General features: G+C 64.2%; 1 protein-coding gene and 1 pseudogene. Both read right to left on the bottom strand.

Annotated features, from left to right (window positions below; genetic code table 11):
- Nucleotides 1-260, bottom strand: a 260-nt coding sequence (locus tag ACYVDE_RS25570) for a prephenate dehydrogenase/arogenate dehydrogenase family protein (protein WP_460504316.1), incomplete at its 3' end; no start/stop codon positions are given.
- A gap of 98 nt (nt 261-358) precedes the next feature.
- Nucleotides 359-603: pseudogene (locus ACYVDE_RS25565) on the bottom strand (hypothetical protein); the annotation flags it as partial.

The raw sequence follows: 603 nt of genomic DNA, 5'->3' as shown, positions 1-603 counted from the left end.
CGCGAGCCAACCAAGTCGAGCACCGGCGGCAGCACGGCCACCATGGCATCGACGGGCACGGCCACGACCACCAGGTCGGCCGGGCGCACGGCGGCCTCCAGGTCGGGCTCTATTTCATGGACCAGGCCTAATTCCAGCGCTCGCTTCGCATGGGCCGCGCTGCTTTCAACGCCAATGAGGTGCCCGGCCAGGCCGTGCTGCCGCAGGCTCAGCGCCAGCGAGCCGCCGATAAGGCCCAGGCCGATGATGGTAACAGTCATGGGGAAGGGTTGAGTTTTGAGGATTGAATGTTGAGTTGTTAGACCGGTCATGCTGAGCTTGTCGAAGCATCTCTACCGCTTCGTTGCAGTCGATTGAATTACTGCTGCGGTAGAGATGCTTCGGCTGCGCTCAGCATGACGTTCTGTTTTCCTTCGGTTATCCGCGCCAGCGCCTCGCGCAGCAGCGCCTCGGGCTGGCACAGGCTGGCGCGGATGTAACCGTTGCCGTTGCTGCCGAAAATGCCGCCCGGCGTGAGGAATACCCGCGCTTCGGCCAGCACCGCGTCGCTCAGGGCGTAGCCGTCAGCAAAGCCGGCCGGCACAGCCGCCCAGATGAACAGGC

This window comes from Hymenobacter agri (assembly GCF_054778495.1).
This window is presented reverse-complemented; position numbering and strand designations above follow the sequence as displayed.